The following is a 20183-nucleotide window of genomic DNA, read 5'->3' on the forward strand; positions in this document are numbered from 1 at the left end:
CGATTCGTCGGGCTGTCCTTGTTGATAGCGCAATTCTAATTCTTAAAGGAACGGGGGAGAATCCCAATCCTTTAGGTTGGGGAGTATGTCAAGAATAGAGGTTCGCTAGTCGTAGAACTTGATGTGTGCTCACCTCAAACGGATTTCGCGCCGATTATATCAGATGATAGAGAAGGGCGTCAAGGGATTATACCCCTTCAATTTCGGATTGACATAGGGGGGATGTTTATGTTATCGTGTTTACCCATAGAAAGTATCTTTACTTTCTCAGATTTTCACTGTCTACAAGTTTGTGGAGGCGATGAACCAATGGAGGGAAATCAATGGATGTGTTAGCCGAAAAATTAGACGCAAAATTACGCGAATGGGAGCCGAATACTGTGGCAGAGGTCAGAGAGAGAATCACAGAAATTATTAACCTTGCAGACCACGATGTGCTAGATATAATGCAGTCGCGTTCCGTAGAACAGGAGGTTTTGAATTTACTCGATGAACCCGTATCCCGGTGAGATTTGGCTAGCAGATCTTGGGTTAGCCGCGAAAACGCGCCCCATCCTCGTGATATCTCGCTACGACCCAGATCCACCACGAGCTATGATAACTTATGTCCCTTTAACTACTCAGTACAGGCAAAGTCCCTATGAGGTAGTACTACCAAGGTTGAGATTTCTTAATCAAGATTCTTACGCTAATGTACAAGGGCTAGGTTCTATACCGAAAGTTCGACTTGAACGAAGGCTTGACAAACTGCCAGACAATGTGATGATGGAGATTAAGGATACTATCTCATTTGCCTTAGATTTAGAAGTTGAATAACCACAGCCAACCAACGAAAACCAATCTGCAAAGAACTTATAATCCTTTTCATCACTTTATTTCTGTCGTTCTCCCCTCTCCCAATCTAATTTTCCTTGCAATTCCGCAAACGATTATGTATAATTATCTCCTATTATGTTACAATACCTTGCCAGCGATTTTGTTGCACAATGATCTCCCGTAGCTCAGCTGGTAGAGCAGGTGGCTGTTAACCACTTTGTCGGCGGTTCGAATCCGTCCGGGAGAGTTATTCAATGCCCTGTTTGGTATTTCGCCGAACAGGGCTTTTTATTTTACATCTACAGATTCTTAAGGGATTCAAAGGTTCGGTCATCGTCAATCTGAGAATGCTGTACTATCTGTTTAGTCGCCGAGACTCTCCTTTGCAACGGCAAGGCGAAGTGGAATACCGACCCTTCTCCCGGACTGCTGTCTACCCATATCCTACCACCGTGTTGAAGCAGAATGTGCTTGGCAATCGCAAGTCCTAGCCCTGTGCCACCCATCTCACGCGACCGTCCCTTATCCACCCGATAGAATCGCTCAAAGATTCGAGGGAGCGATTCAGCAGGGATACCAATTCCGGTATCCTTCACATGAACGATAACCTCAAAGTCGTTGGCTTCGGCAGAGATTGTGATAGTGCCATCCGCCGGCGTATACTTAATCGCGTTTTCAATTAGGTTTGCCATCACCTGTCCGATAAGCTGCTTGTCCGCAAACACAACCGGCAAATGGTTGGGCACACTCCACACAAATGTCAGATTAGCTTCCTCAAATACGGGTTCAAAGAGCGTTAAGATAGTCGTTTGGAATTCATCAATTTCACAAGGCTTTAGTTCAAGCTCAACCTCTCCAGACTCAAGGTGAGATAAATCCAGCAGATCCGATACTAGTTGCGAAAGCCGTGCAGACTGTTGTAAGATCTTTTCCACGAATCGCTCATTTGCGTTGGTGTCCTCTAAGGCACCATTGAGAAGCGTCTCCGCATACCCGTGAATTGAGGTCAACGGAACGCGCATCTCGTGAGCGACGTTGGCAACGAAGTCTGACCGAATTCGCTCCAATTTCCTCAACTGGCTTACGTCATGGAGACTGACCAGATACTCTCCCCCAACAGGAACGATGATAACTTCCGTCTCGCGCTCGGTTGGACCGACTAGCGTAATCTCTGCGAACCCCGCTTTCCCCGTATCTGTCACCTGCCATAAAAGACGTTTCAATGCCGGGTCCGAGATGATTTCAACCAGCGAAAGCGCCTGATAATGGACAGGGAAGTCTAATATCGTGATCGCCGCCGAATTCGCATACGTAATAGCAAACTGCGCATCAATTAACAGGACCCCCTCAACCATCTTCGATAGGATACTATCCCTCAGATTGCGCTCACGGGAAATTTCATGAATCTGTGTTTCAATCCGATTGGCCATCTGATTGAAATGATTCGATAATTCCCCAAGCTCACCCGATACAGCAACGGAGACGCGAGAGTTCAATTCACCAACCGCAAGCGATTTCGTGGCTTGAGTCAAATCCCGAATCGGTTTCGTTGTAACGTTGGTGGTAATAAGGCTAAACAAGATAGCAAAAACAAGACCTGCGCTGATTGCCAACAACAAAAGCCACCGGAGCCGACTGATAACCGTATCGATCTCCATCATGGGGAGCGCAACCCGACAGATGCCTATTATTTCGTCATCGCGCACCACCGGCAAGGCAAGATAGCGGAGCGTCGTCATCACAGTATCGCTATACCGGTCTATCGTACCAATTCTACCCGTCAAAGCTTCTTGTACTTCTGGTCGATTCCGGTGATTATCCATATCCCGCAAATGATGTCCATCCCGCTCTGTATCTCCCCACACAATCCCATCAACCCCAATGAACGTGAGACGAGCGCTGCTAGCGCTAGCGGTTCCTAGCCGATCCACGAAGCCGTCCACGACATCATAACTAAACGTGCTAGGTAGCTTTTCGACCAGAAATTCCCGGGTCAAATTCGCCTGCACCGTCAGTTCGTCTGTGATTCGCTCCCCCAAATTCTGCTTCAGCGAGTAATCCAAATACCCATACATCGCTAGCAAGATCACCAGCACTATTCCCATGTAATTCAGGATTAACTTGGTGTGGATGTTCATACTAACCCTTGGTAAAGTTTAGAAATTAAATTGAGTAATTGATAAAGACACAAAACCATCTACATTAACTAGGTTCTATGACATTTCATTGTAACTAGATAATTGAGAGGTGTGCACAGACACACGGTCCTTCGTAGGGGTTGGGTCTCCCAACCCGTTGGGTGAGGTAACCGCGCCCCTACGATAGCGGCTTATCGGCGAATTATGGACACTCCTCACATAAATGTCAACACGCCCTAGCTAGTCATCCGATTGTACTGAGAGATTAAAACGTCCTTGAGAAACCGAGTCATGTTTTGTAATAAACCCAACGGCGAGGCATCACCTGTTTAAAGATGGCACACTCTCATCAACATTGATAAAACGGTCTCTGCCAGCTACAGACCCTTCCATTCTCCGCGTCGGCACATACACAAGTTGGAAGCAGAGCAACTGGTTTTTGGCACTCCCTTCAGAGGGATAGAAATTGGCATGCCTATGCTTCTGGTGTTTGTTCTGTTGTGTCGGTTTATCAACTACACAATAGAACCATGTGTTGTAAACTCTATAGCAATCATGAGTATAGATTTCCGCCCATTAATCGAGAATTATCTGAAAATATGATTAACGATATAATCAAGGGAACCGTCTCACGAACCCTTATCAAGCTAGCACCATTGGTTATGGAGGACGCGTTTTCCAGAAAAAAGCAGGAGTGCGGACCCACACTCCTGCTTTTTTAGACACGCCTAGGCGTGTCTCTACATATAGTTGGTTTTTCAAAAAGTCATTTCTAAAAAGACTCTTAATTCTGCCCGCGCCTCTGTCACAACTAGAGATTCCAGCGATAGCGCACAGCATCTTTCCCTGCTTTGACACCAGGTCTCATAATCGGTCTGCAACGTATCCGGATGTTCTTTGCTGCGCATCAAAAATCCAGGATAGAAGGGACGCCCTGTCGGTTGATAGGCGTGGTTGTACCGCAGGTCAAAACTCCACCGCACCGTATCCGACTTGTTCGGTAGAGCGGCATGGAGGGTGTAGTTGTGGAACAGGATTAGACCACCTGCGGGCACGGGGAGAGGTAGGGGTTCAATCGGAGGACGTTCTTCTGCCGATACGGTCGGTGCATTCATGCAGAGACCGTCTTTATGGCTGCGCGGCATCACTTGCAAGCAGCCATTCTCCAGCGTCGCGTCCACAATGGGCACCCAGATGGTGAGCATAAAGTAGGGATCGGCATCGGGCCAGCATACACCAGCGTCTTGATGCCAATGGGTCGGTTTACTCTCGCCGCGGTGAGGGAGGACTGCCCGAATGTGCTGGATGGGATTGCACACAATCTCCGTCGAACCTGTCATTGATTCTGCTACATCCAGAACCTTAGGATTTTTCAGGAAGTTGAAGGTCGCTTCACCGCGTTCCTGCATGATGTCCAGATTAGCGGCAACCTCTGGGGCTTCCTCCGCTAGACACAGCACTCGCCGCGTGAACGGCTCGTCCGCATATAGCGAATTGACCTTTCCCTCGGCGTAGAGTTTCTGTGCACGTTTGTCAATAATATCGGAATACTCGTCAATGACTGGCTGCAAGTCCTCCTTGTCCAGCACGTCCTCCAACCGTAAGTAACCGTTCTCGTAGAAAAACGAAATCTGAGACTCCGCTAAACTCATGATGGTTATCTCCTTTTCGTTAGCTAGTTCATTCGAGTTTGATAGTCCTAGCGCTAGGACAATCGGTAAGAGTAGAACGTGAACCTTGCTCCTCTATTATTATACAACATATCCGTTAGGTCTCTCAACAAAAAAGAGAATAGCAGCGAGTTTCATGCAGGAATGTAGATTCATCCCCATGGATGAAGATAGATAGAAGATTCGCTTGAGCCATACCGGATCACAAGTCAGCGCCCGCCATGAGCGCAGCCGAAGTGTGAAGACATCTACTCTGTCAAGATCTCCACTTTCTGACAATTGAAGCAGGTATACGGAAGCTTTCCATTGATTTCCTGATAATCAGTGAACGCAAGCCAAAATGACTTACCATCCTTAGCAATCCACTTAGGGATAATCTGGGGTTGGTAAGCGCGTGCGGCAGAATCCCCCTCCGGCACCCAAGCAGTTTCCTCATACACTTGATTCCATGGTCCCCATGGCTGGGCAGCGATCCAAAAACCAAGGTAGCTAGGTTTTCCAAACCACCTTCCATCGCTGTCACAGCCCATACCCCAATTTGCCATCATATAAACCCCTAGCGGTGCGTTGTACACCACGCTTGGATGCCATGCGTACGGATGATGAAAGCCTTTATTCACCCAGCCAGATGGAAACGTGTGAACAACTCCTCTAGCATGAATATCATTGCTCCAATTGGCTGTCCCATCGGAGTTTCGCGAAACGAAGTACTCGTAGTCAGCCCGGGAAAGGATTCTGTCTTTGGGAACACGGAACATCACTAACTGATTCATGCTCTCTTCTTCGTTGCCATTGGGCGCATAAACGTAGATATAACCGTCCGTGTTATGCTCGTAATTCTTGCCCATCTGCAAAATTGTCAACAGCGAGAATGCATCCCCTGGCTCGCAATAGAACACCATACTTTCGCTATTCCGTTCTTCCCAGCCTTCCCATCTCAGCGGAGAACCATCATGGTTTTTCCAGCTTTGACCATTGTCAGGTGAGTAGATGAGTTTAGCTCCGATAAAACGAGACAAGAAGTTCGGTTGATCATGAGGTAGACGGTTTGCTGTTGTGAGAAAGTGATAGATGTATCCGTCAAGGGCGAGGATGCCGAAACCGTAAAATATATTGGGGTAGTTCAAATCGGGATACCCGGGCAGATGCTCAAAGGTATGGTTGGGTGCATTCCCGCGAATAGCAAAGACCCTAGTAATGTATCTCTTGCCGGTATTTCCCACTGCATCGGGCCAGCCTGTGCCATCAGTTAGGATAACATATTGCTTGTCGTTGTTAGCCCATGTCGTATGCCAGTTGTCACCGTTGCCAGATCGGTGCATGGTTCCTTTAAGCATCTTAATACCCGTGATGATTGTCATGGCTTTATCCTCCATTTGAGAACAGTGCTTTCCCGAAAGCCGAGCTTTGCCATATCAACTTGAGCGTATTCCAGGCTCATTTGAAACTTTGCTGATGGAAGAAACTCCAGCTAAAGTCCCGTTGCAGTTGTCACACACTGCGATAAATTGAGCGACACTAACTAGCAGCGACTTCAAGATAAACGTCAAACACATCATCAAAACTATACCTTAAACCACATCAGATGTGTCACAATTTTGGCTGGATGCGAATTTGTTTTTTTATGTCGTGGAATTACTTACGGAAAGAATTCATATATGGGCGTGTTGAGAACAATACTTAAGATGCTCCCGATGCTGCCAGTTATACAGTCTCCCAACGCCAGTCCTAAAAAGAACGGAATCGCCCGTCGATAAGCGTGGATACCACCATAACGCAGGATGATAAGTTTGGCTGCCCATGTGACGAGGACACAACTCCACAAGTTGTACATCCCCCAACTATTTGCCATCGCATAACCGAGCGGATGTAGAGGCCACCAGACAAAACGTGTTCTCAAAACCATCAACAAGCCTGCTATCCCAACTCCCCCACCCATGAAGGCGACAGCGATACCATCGGTCCCCTGCGGATAGGTTATCCAACCTTCTAATTGGCGAAAGATACCACGTCCAAAGCCCAATGTGCTCGGATCGTAGTGTCCAGATTCTGCGCCATGTCGGTAGTAGCTATCCAACAAAAGCCAAAAGGTCATCACCGATCCGATTAAGGCGGCAAGCAGAATAGCAGCCACCATATGACGGGGGTTGATGTTCCGCCTTTCTGCGATTTTGAAGGCTTCAAGTGGCTCTGGCATCGGATTTGCCCAATTGGTGCGAACAAGAAACATGTACAGTGACATGACGGTCAGTGTATTCTTACCAAGGCGACGGGTGCCACAACCGGCAATTATCATATTGTGGGGTTCGTTACCGAGCGGAGCCTAGTAATCATTATCCCTAAGAAAAGGTAAACTCCGAAAAAAACTAGAATCATCCACAAAGACATGCCGGCTTTGTAGGAAAAGATTGTCAAGAAGATCATGCCGAGGACCATACCTGCCACCGCTAGACGATATGGCATCGGTTCGCGGGAATCATCAAGTCGTGACGCGGATGCTCGTGCACTGAACAGATGACGCACCACTCCTGTGAAATGAGCTCTGCCTCTCCAGAGGAGGAAAACTAACACTCCGACATATATTCCGAAACCCCGCTCGCCGGCATAAGGGAAACGTGGGAGATTTCGCCAGCCCATTATGCTACCGAATATTAGTTCCAGCTTGTAAAATATGTAAAATACCCAGCACGAAAACAGGAGTTCGAGCGGCATGAGGAAGCTAATTCCGATGACAAAAGGATAGAAGGAGATCCGTGTCGGTCCTATCGCGTTCCAAGGACGATGGCTAAAGTACTGATGGATGTTCTGGCGTTTGATAGGGATATAGGGAACGGACGGGTAGAGCGAGTTTAGAATATTCACCGCCACAATCACCGAAACGATGCCAAAGCCAAGCCACATTAATTTGTTTTTGAAGAAACCAGACCTTGTATGAGTCATCTCTAGCGGAAGCTGAATGATTGGGTAAGTCAACCGTTCACGCTCCGTCCACTGAACTCGCAGCAGCGTGTTAATACATACCATCACAACTATCAAGACAAAGATGAACGAGACCCACGAAACAACTGGGATAAGCCATGTCTTCAAATGATGCTCGATGTAGAGGCTTGAATCCCCTTCATAGAACGCATTCAAAGTCTTTTCGTCTCGAATAGTGAGCCACTGGGGTAGTTGCTCCCAAAACAATTCACGCCATTCGTTTTCGGTCGTCGCAAACCGAAACGGATGCCCTATCATTGGAACCAAGATTTCCATTGTGTCGTACGAACAGAGACAGGAAATAACACACAACATGACATAAGTGGTGAGGACCTCCGCTTCAGAAAGACCGAGTTTCGGAGAGATCTTGCTCAAAAGGTATCGTATCAAAAGCAACCAAAAGAGTATAAAGATCACATTCGCCAGCGGATGGATGATTGTTGGGCAGGTATGCCGAACTACTTCAAGCTCGATAATCCAAAGTACATTGATTGGGGTGAGCGACAGCGTGATCAGGAAGGACTTAAGTGTTAAACCGCTTTTTTGGATGTCAGACATGTCTTTCAACCGTAGTCCTTATGATACGAGAGCCGGTGCGCCACGGACCTAAAGTGCCGTGTGCAGTAAAGTCAATCGAAACTAGCTTTCACCGGGTGCGGTAATCTACCTGACCCGGTCATCGGCAACTTTGAAAAACGTACTCACATATGGAATCATTTATGGAAAGAATTCATATATGGGTGTGTTGAGAACAATACTTAAGATGCTCCCGAGACTGCCAGTTATACAATCTCCCAACGCCAGTCCTAAAAAGAACGGAATCGCCCGTCGATAAGCGTGGATGCCACCATAACGTAGGATGATAAGTTTGGCTGCCCATGTGACAAGGAGACAACTCCACAGGTTATACATCCCCCAACTATTTGCCATCGCATAACCAAGCGGGTGTAGGGGCCACCAGATAAAGCGCGTTCTCAAAGCCATCAACACGCCCGCTACCCCAACTCCGACGCCCATAAAGGCGACAGCGGTGCCATCGGTTCCTTGGGGATAAGTCAGCCAATTTTCAAGTTGGCTATAGGCACCACGCCCATGGGCTGTGTGCCAGAAGTATCCAGACTCTACACCATGCCGGTAGTAGATATCCAACAAAAGCCAAAAGGTCACCACCGATCCGATTAAGGTGGTAAGTAGGATGGCGACCACTATATGATGGGGGTTGATATTCCGTCTTTCTGCGATTTTGAAAGCTTCAAGTGGCTCTGGCATTGGATTTGTCCAATTAGTGCGATTGATAAATGTGTACAGTGACATGACGGTCAGGGTGCTCGTCCCGATGCGACGTGTGCCACAACCGACAATTATCATGTCGTGTGGCTGGGTGCCAGCCATATCGTGTACCATGAAACCCAATTCCGCGCGGAGTCTCGCGACCATTATCCCTGATAAAAAGTAAAGCCCAAAAAAAATCACAATCATCCACAAAGACATGCCGGCTCTGTAGGAAAAGATCGCCAAGAAGATCATGCCGAGGACCATGCCTGCCGCCGCAAGGCGATATGGCATCGGTTCACGGGAGTCATCAAGTCGTGACGCAGATGACCGGGGGCTGAACAAATGACGCACCACCCCTGTGAAATGCGCTCTACCTCTCCAAAGGAAAAATACTAACACCCCCATATACACGCCGAAGCCCTGTTCGCTGGCATAAGGGAAACGTGGGAGACTTCGCCAACCCATTATGCTACCGAATATTAGTTCCATTTTGTAAAATATGTAAAATACCCAGAATGAAAACAGGAGTTCGAGCGGTATGAGGAAGCTAATTCCGATGACGAAAGGATAGAAGGAGATCCGTGTCGGCCCTATCGCGTTCCAAGGCCTATGGGTAAAATACTGATGGATGTCCTGACGTTTGATGGGAATATAGGGGATGGAAGGGTAGAGTGAGTTTAGAATGTTTACCGTCACAATCACTGAGATAATGCCAAATCCAAACCACATCAGTCTATTTTTGAAGAAACCAGACCTTGCCTGAGTCATCTCTAGCGGAAGTTGAATCAGAGGGTAGGTTAACCGTTCACGCTCTGTCCACTGAACCCGTAAAAGCGTGTTAATGCAAACCATCACAGTCATCAACACAAAGATGAACGAGACCCACGAAACGACAGGGACAAACCATGTTCTCAAATAATGCTCGATGTAGAGGCTTGAACCTCCTTCATGGAAAGGTCCTAGGGCTTTTTCGTCTCGAATAGTGAGCCACTCGGGCAGTTGATCCCAAAATAATTCACGCCATTCGTTTTCGGTCGTCGCGAACCAAAACGGATGTCCCATGGTTGGAATCAAAACTTGCATTATGTCGTATGAACAGAAGGTGGAGACAATACACGACATGATATAGATGGTGAGAACCTCCGGTTCAGACAGACCAAATTTGGGGGAGATTTTGCCAAGGGCATACCGAATGAAGAGCAGCCAAAAGAGTATAAAAATCACATTTGCGAACGGATGGATGATCGTTGGGCAGGTATGGCGGACCACTTCAAGCTCGATAATCCAAAGCACATGGATTGGAGTGATCAATAGGGTAATAAGAAAGGACTTGAGTGTTAAACCGCGTTGGAAGGTGGCAGATGTGTCTTTCAATGGTAACCCCCATGAGACAAGAGCCGGTATATATACCTCGCGATTTTGGGAGAGTTCAAAAACAAATTGACACTTTGCCCTGTTGTGACACTTAAAACATGATTCATCAATGGTGAGTGGTTGGATTCATACGTAACAACTCACCCATTGACTTGCAACCGAATTTCTTACAACCTTAAAAGCATAAAATAGACTCGGGTAAAAAAATAAACTAACTACATTCTTGGTTTGATTTTTATTTGGAGTCGTGCTATAATAATATTATTCCTAGGTTTTGTTGACATTTGGGTGTCGAGATATGAATCTCGACCTACAGGCTATCTGCCAGTATTAGACCGAGTGGGAGGGTCGGGCAAGATGCCCGACCTACAGGTATGGTATTGGGTTTCACTTTATGTACTCTCTAAGATAGTCGAAAAGCCTAGTTTCTTCTGTCATTAATAGGGATTCGTTTTTACCGCTTAACCCAACCTACGTGTTGTCAAATGTCAACACGCCCTAACTAAAAGTCTCATAATCAAGGTGGTGATAAACACTTTATAGGTCCGCGGACGAAATATTATAGGATGTCGAAGATTTAGTTGGTTCCTAGCACCAAACCCGACTCAAGTCCGTTGGAGGTCGGGATGGGGGCATCGACATTCAGGTGTATACCATCATGCTGACCACCTACAGATTCTGGTTAAACGTACAGAAAAGGAGATGAGACGATGCAGAAACTTTTGTTTAGTGCAATAGTATCTGTTTTTGCAATACTGGTTATTGGACAAGTGACCGAAAGCGTTGCCGCAGAAACCAAGATCGTTGCTGCGGAGGCGAAGAGAGGTGACGAATTCGGTTTTGCCGTCGCCATTGACGGGAACTACGCCATCGTCGGTAATTGGCGCTCTGCCGATAAAGGAAGAAGATCCGGCTCAGCTCTAATCTATTTTTTCAACGGGACAACCTGGATCCAGCAGGAAAGACTCGTTGCCAGTGATGGGGAAACAGTTGACGGCCTCGGGCGATCCGTCGATATCGAAGGAGACCTCGCCATCGCCGGGGCTCGTGGTGACGATGATGGTGGAAGCGCTGCCGGAGCAGCCTATATCTTCGTACGTGACGGAGATAAATGGAAAGAAGAAGACAAACTCCTTGCCGAGGACCCTTCAGCAGAAGATATATTCGGCACTTCCGTCTCCCTTAGTGGAGACTATGCCATCGTCGGGGCTTATCTCGACGATGATGGTGGAAGTGCTACCGGCTCAGCCTATATTTTCAAGCGCAACCCACAAGGAAGGTGGGGCCAGACGGACAAACTCAACCTAGGGAAAAATGCAGTTGCTCTTGACACCTTCGGGGTTTCTGTTTCCCTCAGCGGGGACACCGCCATAATCGGGGCTCATCAAAGAGATGTTAAAGGTAAAGGAGTTGATTCCGGCGCAGCGTATATTTTTGTACGCGAGGGTGAAAAATGGATCGAAAAACAAGAACTCAGCGCCAGTGACGGGAAGCCAGGTGACTACTTCGGTTTTTCTTGCACTATCAGCGGAGACTATGCCATCGTTGGGGCTTATCTCAACGATGAGAAAGGAGAGGATGCCGGAGCGGCTTATATATACGAGCACGATGCCATAAGCAAGAAGTGGGCAGAGGCAGCCAAAATCACTGCCGGCGACACAGCGGCAGGTGACTGGTTCGGCCATGCCGTCTCCATCGGCCGCGCCGGCGGTAACGTAGCCGCTATGGTAGGGGCTCCTCTCGACGATGATAAAGGACTCGATTCCGGCTCAGTCTATTCCTTTGCGCGCACCGGGAATTGGACTGAGAAGAAAAAGACTACCAACAGTGACGGGGCGGAAGATGACTACTTCGGCTCTGCCATAGATATGGGCGGAACCTATTCCATCTCCGGCGCTTATCGAGACGATGATGCCGGAGACCGGTCAGGCGCGGCCTATATCTATCATTCCATTAGTGATTTAGCCCTTCCGGTCGAAGACAAACTACAACAGTTTGTCCTGTGGGGTCAAATACGCAAAGATGCCCTGTACCAAAACTTCCCAAATCCGTTTAACCCTGAAACATGGTTACCATATCAGTTGGTGACAGAGGCGGAGGTCAGCATTTCAATTTACGATGTTGATGGGCACCTTATTCGCACACTGAGTTTAGGTACTCAACCAGAAGGCGTATATCTCACAAAAGAAAAAGCTGCGTATTGGGACGGACAAGATAATACGGGTCAACAAGTCTCAAGTGGCTCGTATTTCTATCATTTACAAGCGGGTGATTACTCCGCTACAAAGAAAATGGTCATTCTCAAGTAATTTGGAGTTAAAACATCAGAAAAGCGTGGAGTCAACAAGCCTCCACGCTTTTATTCTGGCTCATCAAAGCATCGGGAATTGCTCCCGATGTTTTTTTATGTTGAAAAACTGACATTGTATCACAATTGCTCCCGATTTAGGATTAAAACTTCCCAACACACCAAATGGGAAAGCCCAAGCCTAATCCAGTATTAGTCAGACTTTCGTTTTAGGGCGCCCCATGTTGTGGTAAGCTTGCCCTCAGGTTGAACGGCAAGAAACGTCGACAGAGGCTCGTTCATAGCTTCGTTTATCTCCGCCTCGGTTAAAACCCGTCGAAAGATAGATGGCTCGTCAATGATACCACTGAAGAGGTGGCTTTGCCCTTCCCAACGGCCACCGATATCAACGGGACCTTCGATTGAAAAAGGATCCAACCCGCCGCCGGTTCCCCAACCCACCTCCTTTTCTTTCTCTATAAGTTTTCCATTTACATAGACTTTCATATTGTCTAATCCGCCCCCATAAGTATTGGTGGCGGCAGCATGCGTCCACTCTCCTCTTTTGACAGTATTTGGTGTTCTGACTCCTTCCCACTCTGCATCCCCTTTGTCTCGATAAAACCAAGAGATGCCGTTAGCTTCGAATCGAAAACCGAAATTGCACCTATTTTCTTCAGGGCGATTATAAATAATCGCACCAAACTCAGTTGCTTCGGATTTGTTGAACCAAGCCATGCACGTGATTCCTTCTCCTCCTTTGAAGGAAAAGTCTTTGTGAGGTAGGGTTTGTATAAAATCCCCTTTTTCGTCATTACCGTCGTCAGATCCAAATTGATAGGCCTTGCCAAATTTCCCATCAACCTGCTTTACCCCAAAAATATCGCCGTCATGTCCTTTTCCGGACCCATCCTTTGCAAGTCCTTGTTCGTCGTTGTCAAAGGAATAATACAGGACACAATCTTCCTCCAGTCCATCGACAATAGACGGCAGCAGACACAGAAAAAACCCTGCTATAACATTTTGGTAACCTCCTTAAGAAGGCCCCTAGATGTCCCAAGGGGTGCTTCAATTTAGGGGTGAGAGTATCCGACACATATCACTTCCAAATCTACAGGCTACTAACCCACCCAGTGATGGACACTGCTATCACCGGGTGAATTCCCGGTCTATCAAGAACTGATATATATCCATTATAGCAATTTTCTACTTTGGAGTCAACAAAAATCTCTTAGTTCTTCTCTGTAGCCTTCTGAGTGTATTCTTCCGTACATTTTGGTGTTCCCAAGGATTTGCGAAACGTCCAAAAGATGCACTGGCTGCCTTGTTAGAGGCAGTGCGTATCTGAGAGGCTTGGCGAGACTTGGCAAATCTACTACCCCCACTAGTTAGGTAAATTCAGAAAAACAATCACCCTAAGCCGTGGTAATCTTCCCGGTAGAATGGATTAACGTCGTACAGAAAAGATTTTGATAGACTTTTCATCCTCACTATGTTAGGATATAAGATTAATCTCGTGATTCAACGACACAGCGTTCCAATAGAAAGTGAGCCACAATAGATATGCACAATTCCCACAACGAACTGGAGCAGGTACTCAGAAAAGAGATTGAAGGTGAGGTGCGCTTCGATCCGTATTCCAAAGTCTTATACAGCACTGACGCAAGCCTGTACCAGATGGAGCCGATCGGCGTTGTTATTCCGCGACACAAAGAGGATGTGACCAAGACCATCCAGATTGCCTACGATCGCAACCTCCCAATTCTGCCTCGTGGTGGCGGAACCAGCTTGGCAGGACAGACGGTGGGACAAGCAATTGTCATCGACATGTCCAAGTATATGAACGAGATTATCGAGGTCAATGTCGAAGAGCGCTGGGCACGGGTGCAGCCGGGAGTCGTCATCGACGAATTGAACGATTACCTGAACCCTTATAATCTGATGTATACCGCCGACGTGGCGACAAGCAGTCGTGCAAATATCGGGGGCACCATCGGCAACAACTCGGCGGGGGCACACTCCCTAATTTACGGAAAAACCGTTGACCACACGATGTCGCTGGATCTTCGGCTATCCAACGGGGAAGCAATTTTTGTTGAACCAATCTCGCTTGATGAACTTGCCGCCAAGCAGCGGGGCGACTCCCGTGAAAGCCATATCTATCGGGAGATATGCCGAATCGCAGCAGAAAATGAAGATGAGATTCGTAAACGGTTCCCACGAGTCCTACGTCGTGTAGCCGGATACAACCTTGATGAGTACGTCGCCGACGCAGGATCAAGAGATCTAACCCCCTACCGGAGAGATGGCTGCGACGCTGACCATCCCTTCAGCCTCGCGAAAATTATCGTGGGATCAGAGGGAACGCTTGCAACAACAGTCGAAGCCAAAGTTAACCTTGTACCAACCCCCAAGATGACCGCACTCAGTGTGATTCACTTTCACACCCTGATTGAGTCGATGGAAGCGATGCAGCCTATCCTTGAATGCAACCCCACCGCCGTTGAACTGGTCGATAAAACCATCATTGATATGACCAAACAGTCGTTGGAGTTCTCCCGGATCAGCACCTTTATTCAAGGCAGTCCGGGAGCGATTCTCGCGGTAGAATTCTACGGCGAATCAGAAGAGGAACTGTTCGATCAGCTTGACGCCCTTGAGCGGAAAATGAAGTCTGTTGGACTCGGCTATGCCTTTGTGCGTTGCATGACAGCGGAGGAGAAAGCACGGGTCTGGGACACACGGAAGGCGGGATTGGGCTTGCTCATGGGTGCACGAAGCGATTATAAGCCGGTCGGCTTCGTGGAGGACGCTGCAGTTTCGATCGAAAATCTGCCGGAGTACGTCCGCCGATTTGAAAAGATTGTTGCCGACCACGATACAACTGCTTCCTATTACGCCCACGCCAGCGTCGGCTTATTGCATAACCGTCCTGTAATTAACCTCAAGAAGGAAGAAGATATTCAGAAAATGCACTCCATCGCGCGGCATGTCCGAGATCTACTGATGGAACTTGGCGGCGCGATGAGTGGTGAGCATGGCGATGGACTGGTGCGGAGTGAATGGATCGAGAGCATGTTCGGTCCGCAGATATATCAGGCATTCCGCGAAGTCAAAGCCGCATTTGATCCAACAGGCATCATGAACCCCGGCAAGATTATTGACCCGCCGCCGATGACGGAAAACTTGCGCTTTGGTCCCACATACAGCGCAATCAAGATCGACACCTATTTCGACTTCTCTAGTCAGGGCGGGTTCGGCGGTGCTATTGAGATGTGCAACGGCGTTGGCGCGTGCCGCAAGAAACTGACCGGCACAATGTGTCCCTCGTACATGGCAACGCTGGAAGAGGAACACTCAACTCGTGGTCGCGCAAATGCACTCAGAAACGTGCTCTCCGGAACGTTGCCTCATGATCAGTTCACAGGCAAACGACTCCACGAAGTATTGGATCTCTGTCTGGAATGCAAAGCCTGCAAAGCTGAGTGTCCTTCTAACGTGGACATGGCAAAATTGAAGTACGAATTCCTCGCTCACTACTACAAGGAACACGGTTTGCCATTGCGGAACCGATTGTTTGGTAATATCGCCGAACTCAGCGCAATCGGCTCTGCATTTGCCCCTATCTCGAATTGGTTCATGAACAGCGGTATCTCCAAATGGGCGATGGAAAAGTTCACAGGAATCGACCGACGCAGATCGCTGCCCAACTTTGTCCGCGAAACATTTGAGAAGTGGTTTCAGAAACATCAGGATCCCCACACCGATCGTGGGGACGAGACAGCGAAGCAGGTTGTTCTTTTCCACGACACCTTCATGAACTACAACTACCCCGGTATCGGAAAGGCTGCCACCGCCGTCCTTGAGGCTGCGGGATTCGAGGTTATCCTGCCAGAAAAGAGGTGTTGCGGCCGTCCAATGATCTCTAAGGGTATGCTAGAGGACGCGATTGAGAATGCGCGTTATAACGTTGAACGTCTTCTACCTTACGCCGCCAAAGGAATCCCCATCGTCGGCTGCGAACCCAGTTGCCTCTTAGCATTGCGCGACGATTATGTAGATCTGATCCCGGGCGCGGACACAGACCTCGTGGCACAACACACATTTATGCTTGAGGAGTTCCTACTCTCCCTCCACGAGAAAGGGGAACTGGATCTGGAGTTTCAGGATATACAGAAAGAGATCTTGTTGCACGGACACTGCCACCAGAAAGCCATTGTCGGTGTGAAACCTTCCGAGCAAGTTTTGAGTTTACCGCCGGGCTATAATGTCAATGTTGTGGACTCCGGATGCTGCGGCATGGCGGGCTCATTCGGTTATGAAGCCGAACACTACGACGTATCTATGAAGGTTGGCGGTCGTCAGTTATTCAAAGCTATCAGTGAGAAGGATGGCGATTTTGAGGTGGCTGTGGCGGGAGTCTCTTGCCGCGAACAGGTCAAACAAGGGACGGGCAAAGAGGCGAGACATCTGATTGAAGTTTTGGCTGATGCGGTACGTGATGCGTGATAAAGCTCTAAGGTATTACTGTACACAACGGAAACCGTAGTCATAGGTTGTGTTCATGGGTAAAAGCCTGAAGCGATGGGCGACACAGATGCTTTGTGGTGGAGCACTCCAACCACCGCCCCGCAACACGCGCTCAGTGGTAATGTCCATGAAGTTGTCTATTATCCACTCTGGTTCATTCGTCCCTGAACGTGGATTCTTGCGAGGCGATGAGAAGTAGAAGTCATCATCATAAAGATCAAGACACCACTCCCAAACATTCCCAGACATATCATACAAACCATATTCGTTCGCGGGGTACTTATCAACCACCGTCGTATCTCCAACATTTCTATCGTAATTCGCTTTCGCAGCAGATAGCAAATCGCCCCACGGGTACTTTTTGCCAGATAGACCGCCGCGCGCAGCGTATTCCCATTCTGCCTTCGTCGGCAAACGCTTTCCCGCCCACATAGCATAAGCCATCGCACTATACCAACTCACCCAAGTAACGGGATGGTTCGCCTGCCCTGCCGGATAGTTGTTACCATCAATTAACCTCCATTTTTCAGATGATTAAGAGTTACCCGATTAAAGTGATGGGGGCGTTGAGCAAGATAAGCGCCGATCGCGTCTTAAAGCACCATCTCGATTAATCCACGGCTCTTTTTATCAAGAACCTCTAAGTTGGAGATCTCGAACCGATTGCCGTCCACATCAAGCAACAGCAGCCGGCGATCTGTAATCCACTGTGCGTTCTCAGATACATTCCGCACGACAAACTCTCGGTTCCCTCGGTTAGTCTGGACCTCCCAATAGGACACACCAAACTCACTCTTGAGCGAGTCGACCCGCTTGATAATAGCGGTCATATATCGCTGCTCAAGCTCTTCTTTGATCATCCGCTGAGACGCCTCGTCCAAATCAACCGGATCTTCGACCGTACAGATCACCTCATTCTTTTCATCGAGGAAGCAGATGTATCGATCGGGTTGAGATAACGGGGCAGCACACACTACTCGAACTTTGAGGTAGGAACGGTCACCCTCAATCGTCAAACGCAATACCCACGGCGGTTCCCGGAATAGGCGAATGGTTTCAGGCTCAACCTGTTCGGGATGCGTCACCTGAATCGGGGTGATTGTCCTTTCCGTCTTCGCTTTTCCGCCTTCATCGGGTGTTTCAATTTTTTCCTCTTCAAAAGCCATTGCATACTCCAATAAATTAACGTAAGTTGCTATCCAAATGTATCTATCGCTCAATGTTTATCAGGAAACAGCACGATATCGCCATCTCAACTGCCTACGGTGGGTCAGCCAGATGTGACATTATATCGAGTGTTCGATAAAAAAGTCAAACGACTTTCACAGGATGACGCTATTCATCATCGTCCTCAGAATCTTCATCTGAATCGTCCTTACCACCACCAACCACCATAATCGCTGTCGTTGTTTGCTGTGTATGAACGAGTTTGTAGAAGATCTCCTTCCGCTCCATCAACTCCGCATGCGTACCAACCTCTGCAATTTTGCCCTCATCCAAAACAACTAGTCGGTCTGCGTTCCGTAGTGTTGAAAGCCGGTGGGCAATCGCAAAGGTAGTTCGTCCCTTGACCAGTCGCGCGATCGCTATCTGAATCTTTTTCTCGGTCGGCGTATCAAGCGAAGACGTTGCTTCATCAAGGATAAGAATCTTGGGATCATGCAGAATGGCGCGCGCGATGGCGATACGCTGCTTTTCGCCGCCGGAGAGTTTCCCGCCACGTTCACCAACCTTTGTGTCATAACCGTCCGGTTTAGCCACGATAAATTCATGCGCTTCCGCCGCTATCGCCGCACGAATAACCTCATCAAACGTTGCGTCCGGTCTGCCGTAGCGGATGTTTTCAGCAATTGTAACATTAAACAGCGTCGGTTCCTGATGGACCATCCCTATTTGTCCACGCAAATCTTCAAGTCTGATGTCCCGAATGTCCTCACCGTCAATCTTTACACGACCCCGACTGACATCGTAGAATCGGCAGATTAAATTGATGACAGTGCTTTTCCCCACCCCCGATTTGCCCACCAAGCCAATCATTTCACCGGGCGCCACTTCAAGATCAATCCCCCTGAGCACAGGCTTGCCCGGATCGTATCCAAAGGCAACATCTTTGAAAGATACCTGTCCGCCGATGTGCGGCAGTGCTTTCGCTGCCGGGTTGTTGAAAGTTTCAACCGGGGTATCCATCACCTCAAAGATCCGTTCCGCGCCTGCATAGGCATGGATCATAAAGTTGTAAAAATCACCAAACCACTTGAGGGGGCTATACAGCATCCAGAGATAGATGATAAACGCCATCAATTCACCGAGTGTCAATTCTCCACCGAGAATCTGTCTGCCGCCAAAATACCAGACAAAAAACACGCCGAAACTCATCAGAAAGTTTGTCACTGTGAAGAAGACGACCCCAGCCCGATCTGCGCTGACACTTACTTGCCGTAGCTCGTCATTCCGCTGATTAAAGCGCATCCTTTCCCGCTTTTCTTGGGCAAATGCTTTGACCAATCGAATGCCGGTAATTGACTCATTCAAATGGGCTGACAGTCGCCCCCATTTGACAGACCAGCGACGCCAGTAGCGTTCCATGCGATTCCAGATTAGTGCACCTCCCAAAATAATGAGGGGTACAGGAAGCAGCACATAAATCGTCAGCATCCAGTTTTTATATAACAACAACGTTAAAATACCTAGCACCAGCAGCGCATTCGACAGGAGGAAAGGAAGATCGTAAATCATATATTCCTCCAGAAGTTCTGCATCGTTAGTCATGCGCGAGATGAGATTGCCGACCTTTCGTTTATCGTAAAATCTCAGAGGTGTGAACTGTAGCACACGATAGAGCTCCGCACGAATATCCTCCGCCGCTCGAAACCCGAGCCAACTGGTTATCGCTGTACGCCCCACTTGGAACAACCACATCAAGAGCCGAATGCCCAAAAGTGCCATGGCAAACCACACCAAAAGTTCATAGTTTGATTTCGGAGTGAGCACATCGTCAATAATGCGCTCCGTGATGAGTGGGGGCAGTAACTCTATCAGCGCAGCAGCTGTCGTAAGCACAAAAACGAATATCAGTTGAAGGCGATAGGGGCTAATGTAGCTGACAATCCGCCA

12 protein-coding genes, 1 tRNA gene and 1 pseudogene are annotated in these 20183 nt (G+C 48.2%); 5 read left to right on the forward strand and 9 right to left on the reverse strand.

Annotation, left to right across the window (positions count from 1 at the left end):
* Nucleotides 1–323: 323 nt before the first annotated feature.
* The 3 genes from J4G02_19185 to J4G02_19195 all read left to right on the forward strand — a co-directional run bounded on the left by J4G02_19185 (nt 324) and on the right by J4G02_19195 (nt 1063).
* Entirely contained in the window at nt 324–509 is a 186-nt protein-coding gene (locus tag J4G02_19185) for a hypothetical protein (protein ID MCE2396662.1), read from the forward strand.
* Nucleotides 490–816: a type II toxin-antitoxin system PemK/MazF family toxin gene (locus J4G02_19190; protein ID MCE2396663.1), complete on the forward strand. Its 327-nt coding sequence runs from the start codon at nt 490–492 to the stop codon at nt 814–816. The genes J4G02_19185 and J4G02_19190 overlap by 20 nt, the downstream gene beginning before the upstream one ends.
* Before the next feature lie 174 nt (nt 817–990).
* Nucleotides 991–1063: transfer RNA gene (locus J4G02_19195), tRNA-Asn, on the forward strand.
* 52 nt (nt 1064–1115) lie between these two features.
* Here the strand turns inward: J4G02_19195 and J4G02_19200 are convergent.
* The 5 genes and pseudogenes from J4G02_19200 to J4G02_19220 form a co-directional block, all read right to left on the reverse strand.
* The gene (locus J4G02_19200; GenBank protein MCE2396664.1) at nt 1116–2954 is read right to left on the reverse strand and encodes a HAMP domain-containing protein; all 1839 of its coding nucleotides are present in this window, start codon (nt 2952–2954) and stop codon (nt 1116–1118) included.
* Nucleotides 2955–3712: 758 nt separating this feature from the next.
* Nucleotides 3713–4606 carry a phytanoyl-CoA dioxygenase family protein gene (locus J4G02_19205; GenBank protein MCE2396665.1) on the reverse strand — a complete coding sequence of 298 codons (894 nt, stop codon included), beginning with the start codon at nt 4604–4606 and terminating at the stop codon, nt 3713–3715.
* 266 nt (nt 4607–4872) lie between these two features.
* Nucleotides 4873–5985, reverse strand: a complete 1113-nt coding sequence (locus tag J4G02_19210; GenBank protein ID MCE2396666.1) for a DUF4185 domain-containing protein — start codon at nt 5983–5985, stop codon at nt 4873–4875.
* Between the two features lie 278 nt (nt 5986–6263).
* Nucleotides 6264–8161: pseudogene (locus J4G02_19215) on the reverse strand (hypothetical protein).
* A gap of 159 nt (nt 8162–8320) precedes the next feature.
* Nucleotides 8321–10252, reverse strand: a complete 1932-nt coding sequence (locus J4G02_19220) for a hypothetical protein (protein MCE2396667.1) — start codon at nt 10250–10252, stop codon at nt 8321–8323.
* A 710-nt stretch (nt 10253–10962) separates the two neighbouring features.
* On the opposite strand from J4G02_19220, the gene J4G02_19225 reads away from it, so the two are divergent.
* Nucleotides 10963–12561 (forward strand): T9SS type A sorting domain-containing protein, encoded by a 1599-nt coding sequence (locus J4G02_19225; GenBank protein MCE2396668.1) that lies wholly within the window; start codon nt 10963–10965, stop codon nt 12559–12561.
* Nucleotides 12562–12752: 191 nt separating this feature from the next.
* Here the strand turns inward: J4G02_19225 and J4G02_19230 are convergent, their stop codons facing one another.
* Nucleotides 12753–13556 carry a LamG domain-containing protein gene (locus J4G02_19230; protein ID MCE2396669.1) on the reverse strand — a complete coding sequence of 268 codons (804 nt, stop codon included), beginning with the start codon at nt 13554–13556 and terminating at the stop codon, nt 12753–12755.
* 546 nt (nt 13557–14102) lie between these two features.
* Here J4G02_19230 and J4G02_19235 point away from each other — a divergent pair.
* Complete coding sequence (locus tag J4G02_19235; protein MCE2396670.1) at nt 14103–17048, forward strand: anaerobic glycerol-3-phosphate dehydrogenase subunit C; 2946 nt, start codon at nt 14103–14105, stop codon at nt 17046–17048.
* 15 nt (nt 17049–17063) lie between these two features.
* Here the strand turns inward: J4G02_19235 and J4G02_19240 are convergent, their stop codons facing one another.
* The 3 genes from J4G02_19240 to J4G02_19250 all read right to left on the reverse strand — a co-directional run.
* Nucleotides 17064–17582: an SUMF1/EgtB/PvdO family nonheme iron enzyme gene (locus J4G02_19240; GenBank protein ID MCE2396671.1), complete on the reverse strand. Its 519-nt coding sequence runs from the start codon at nt 17580–17582 to the stop codon at nt 17064–17066.
* Nucleotides 17583–17662: 80 nt separating this feature from the next.
* Nucleotides 17663–18235 carry a DUF1854 domain-containing protein gene (locus J4G02_19245; protein MCE2396672.1) on the reverse strand — a complete coding sequence of 191 codons (573 nt, stop codon included), beginning with the start codon at nt 18233–18235 and terminating at the stop codon, nt 17663–17665.
* A gap of 169 nt (nt 18236–18404) precedes the next feature.
* Nucleotides 18405–20183, reverse strand: a 1779-nt coding sequence (locus J4G02_19250) for an ABC transporter ATP-binding protein (protein MCE2396673.1), incomplete at its 5' end; no start/stop codon positions are given.

Source organism: Candidatus Poribacteria bacterium, assembly GCA_021295755.1.
Classification (GTDB): Bacteria; Poribacteria; WGA-4E; order WGA-4E; family PCPOR2b; genus PCPOR2b.

What these genes read in the sequence shown, in the direction of transcription:
- J4G02_19200 (MCE2396664.1), bottom strand. Translation starts at nt 2,954, where the DNA reads ATGAACATCCACACCAAGTTAATCCTGAATTACATGGGAATAGTGCTG.
- J4G02_19190 (MCE2396663.1), top strand. Translation starts at nt 490, where the DNA reads ATGAACCCGTATCCCGGTGAGATTTGGCTAGCAGATCTTGGGTTAGCC.
- J4G02_19235 (MCE2396670.1), top strand. Translation starts at nt 14,103, where the DNA reads ATGCACAATTCCCACAACGAACTGGAGCAGGTACTCAGAAAAGAGATT.
- J4G02_19205 (MCE2396665.1), bottom strand. Translation starts at nt 4,606, where the DNA reads ATGAGTTTAGCGGAGTCTCAGATTTCGTTTTTCTACGAGAACGGTTAC.
- J4G02_19185 (MCE2396662.1), top strand. Translation starts at nt 324, where the DNA reads ATGGATGTGTTAGCCGAAAAATTAGACGCAAAATTACGCGAATGGGAG.
- J4G02_19225 (MCE2396668.1), top strand. Translation starts at nt 10,963, where the DNA reads ATGCAGAAACTTTTGTTTAGTGCAATAGTATCTGTTTTTGCAATACTG.
- J4G02_19210 (MCE2396666.1), bottom strand. Translation starts at nt 5,985, where the DNA reads ATGACAATCATCACGGGTATTAAGATGCTTAAAGGAACCATGCACCGA.
- J4G02_19245 (MCE2396672.1), bottom strand. Translation starts at nt 18,235, where the DNA reads ATGGCTTTTGAAGAGGAAAAAATTGAAACACCCGATGAAGGCGGAAAA.